The organism is Actinophytocola sp. (genome assembly GCF_050699935.1).
Lineage (GTDB): Bacteria > Actinomycetota > Actinomycetes > Mycobacteriales > Pseudonocardiaceae > Actinophytocola.
The window spans coordinates 1-3,450 of sequence record NZ_JBOHGB010000279.1 but is presented as its reverse complement, the minus strand read 5'-3'; the positions used below and the strand labels follow the sequence as shown (position 1 = coordinate 3,450).

Sequence of the window (3,450 nt, the reverse complement as noted above, 5' to 3'; positions counted from 1 at the left end):
GGACCCGCGTGTCCAACGCTCCGGACCCGCGTGTCCAACGCTCCGGACCCGCGTGTCCAACGCTCCGGACCCGCGTGTCCAACGCTCCGGACTCGCGTGTCCAACAGTCCCCAACGCTCGGGTCTGGCGATTCAGACGCTTCGGTGCCCGCGAGCGCGGGACTCGCGTGTCCGGAACGGGGAACTCGCGGGTTCTGGGTGTTGGACTCGCGAGTCTCGAGCGTTGGACTCGCGGTACCGGAGCGTTGGACTCGCGGTCGTGAACCGGAAACTCGTGTGCGGGAGTGGGGACTCGCGGACCAGAGCGGGGACTCGCGAGGGGGCGGAGCGGGGGATTGGGGCGTCGGGGGGCGCGGCTAACGTGGCGGCGTGACCGACTCCTACCTCCGCCATCCCCACCTGCACGGCGACCTGGTGACCTTCGTCGCCGAGGACGACGTGTGGCTGGCCCCGCTCGACGGGGGCCGCGCCTGGCGGGTCTCCGCCGACCAGGCCGCCGTGAGCTCGCCGCGCTTCTCCCCGGACGGCTCCCTGCTCGCCTGGACCAGCTGGCGCGACGTCGAGCCGGAGGTGCACCTCGCGTCCGCCGACGGTGGCCCGAGCCGCCGGCTGACCTACTGGGGCGACGTCAACACCGAGGTGCTCGGCTGGTCCCGCGACGGCGGCGCCGTCCTCGCCAGCAGCACCGTCGACCAGCACTCCACGCGCCAGAGCTGGGCCTACGAGATCGCGACCGATGGTGGCGACCGGAAAAGGCTGCCCTACGGACCGGTCGGCGGGCTCGCGTTCGACCCGGACGGCGGAGTCCTGCTGCTCGGCCCGTTCTCCCGCGAGCCCGCCTGGTGGAAGCGTTACCGCGGCGGCACCGCCGGCAAGCTGTGGCTGGACGCGAACGGCGACGGCGAGTTCGCCCGCTTCCAGGCCGAGCTGCCCGGCAACCTCTCCTCGCCGATGTGGGTGGGCGAGCGGCTCGCGTTCCTGTCCGACCACGAGGGCGTCGGCGACCTCTACTCCTGCCTGCCCGACGGCAGCGACCTGCGTCGCCACCCGGTCGACGCGCCCGGCGAGTTCTACGCGCGCAACGCCACCACCGACGGCACCCGCGTGATCTTCCACCGCGCGGGCCGCCTCTGGCTCGTCGACGGGCTGGGCGACGGTGACACGAACGCGGAGCCGCGCGAGCTCGACATTCGCCTCGGCGGCCCGCGGACCGCGCGCGTGCCCTACCCCGTGCGCGCCGGCGACGAGCTCGGCGACGTCGGGCCCGACCACACCGGGCGGGGGAGCGCGGTCGAGGTCCGCGGCACCGTCCACTGGCTCACCCACCGCGACGGCCCGGTCCGCGCGCTCGCCGCCGAGCCCGGCGTGCGCGCCCGGCTGCCGCGCACGCTCGGCGAGCAGGTCGTCTGGGTGACCGACGCCGACGGCGAGGACGCGCTGGAGATCGCGCCGGTCGACGGGCTGCCCGAAGGCTCACCGCCGCGCCGCATCGGCACCGGGCAGCTGGGCCGGGTCCTCGAGCTCGCGGCCGCGCCGGACGGCCGGCGGATCGCGGTGGCCACCCACGACGGCCGGGTGCTGCTGGTCGACGCGGACACCGGAGAGCTGCGCGAAGTCGTAAGCAGCGACGACGGCGACCCGATCGACCTAGCGTTCTCGCCCGACTCCGGCTGGCTCGCGTGGTCGCACCCGGGGCCGATCCCGTTGCGGCACATCAGGATGGCCAGCACGACCGATCTGTCCATCGTGGACGTCACGCCGGTCCGCTTCGTCGACTACGACCCGGTGTTCACAGTGGACGGTAAGCACCTGGCGTTCCTGTCCCAGCGCAGCTTCGACCCGGTCTACGACGTGCACGTGTTCGACATGTCGTTCACCAACGGCGCGCGCCCGCACCTCGTGCCGCTGTCCGCGACCACGCCCTCGCCGTTCTCCCCGCAGCTGCGCGGGCGCCCGGTCGAGGACGACGACGGCAAGGACAAGCACGACCACGAGCACGACGACGACGGCGCGCCCCGCACCGCCGTCGACATCGAGGGCTTGGCCGACCGCGTCGTCCCGGTCCCCGTGCCGGCCGCGCGGTACTCGGAGCTGCGGGCGGTGAAGGGCGGCCTGGTCTGGCTGCACGATCCGCTGTCCGGCGTACTCGGCGAGGACGGCGACCTCGTGGACGACGACGAGCACCGCCCGGTGCTCGAGCGGTACGACTTCGCCAAGCGCAAGCTCGAGTCGCTCGCTGACGGCGTCGACGACGTATGGGCCACCGGCGACGGCGAGCGGCTGGTCGTGCGCGACGGCGGCACGCTGCGGGTTCAGGGCGCCGACCGCAAGTCCGACGGCGACTCCGACGGTGCCGACGCGAAGGTCGACCTGTCCCGGGTGCGGGTGCAGGTCGACCCGGGGGCGGAGTGGCGGCAGTCGTTCGACGAGGCGTGGCGGCTGATGCGCGACCACTTCTGGCGCGCGGACATGGGCGGCGTCGACTGGTCCGCCGCGCGCGAGCGGTACCGGCCGCTGGTCGACACCGTCGGCTCGCACGACGAACTGGTCGACCTGCTGTGGGAGTTGCAGGGCGAGCTGGGCACCTCGCACGCGTACGTGTCCCCACCGGGCGGCGGGTACGAGTCGGCGCGGCGGATCGGCCTGCTCGGCGCCGACCTCGCCCGCGGCGACGACGGCCTGTGGCGGGTCACGCGGATCCTGCCCGGCGAGTCGTCCGACCCGCGGGCCCGCTCGCCGCTGCGTGCGCCGGGCGTCGCGGTCCGGGCGGGCGACGCGATCCTGGCCGTCGACGGCCGCCCGGTACACACCGGTACGGGGCCGGGCCCGCTGCTCGCGGGCACCGCGGACAAGCCCGTGGAGCTGAGCATCGGGCCGGCGGGCGGTGGGGCGTCGCGCAGCGTGGTCGTGGTGCCGCTGCTGGACGACATGTTGCTGCGCTACCACGACTGGGTCGCCGGCCGGCGCGCGTACGTGCGCGAGGCCAGCGACGGGCGGCTCGGGTACCTGCACGTGCCGGACATGGTCGCCAACGGTTGGGCGCAGCTGCACCGCGACCTTCGTCTGGAGGTCCGGCACGAGGGGCTGATCGTCGACGTGCGGGAGAACCGCGGCGGGCACCTGTCGCAGCTGGTGGTGGAGAAGCTGGGCCGCACGATCATCGGCTGGCAGGTCAGCCGCAACGGCCGGCGGGCGGAGAGCTATCCCTACGACGCCCCGCGCGGCCCGGTCGTGGCTGTGGCGAACGAGTTCTCCGGCTCGGACGGCGACATCGTGAACGCCGCGATCAAGACGCTCGGCATCGGCCCGGTCGTGGGCGTGCGCACGTGGGGCGGCGTGATCGGCATCGACATGCGCTACCACCTCGTCGACGGCACGCTCGTGACGCAGCCGCAGTACGCGACGTGGATGCGCGGCTCGGCCTGGGGCATGGAGAACTACGGCGTGGATC

The 3,450-nt window shown here is 73.9% G+C and carries 1 protein-coding gene; it reads left to right on the top strand.

Translation table 11 applies throughout. The features are described 5' to 3' along the window. Positions 1–368 precede the first annotated feature (368 nt). Positions 369–3,450: S41 family peptidase (locus ACRDTB_RS37765; RefSeq protein ID WP_431437072.1), on the top strand; the 3,082-nt coding region annotated here is incomplete at its 3' end.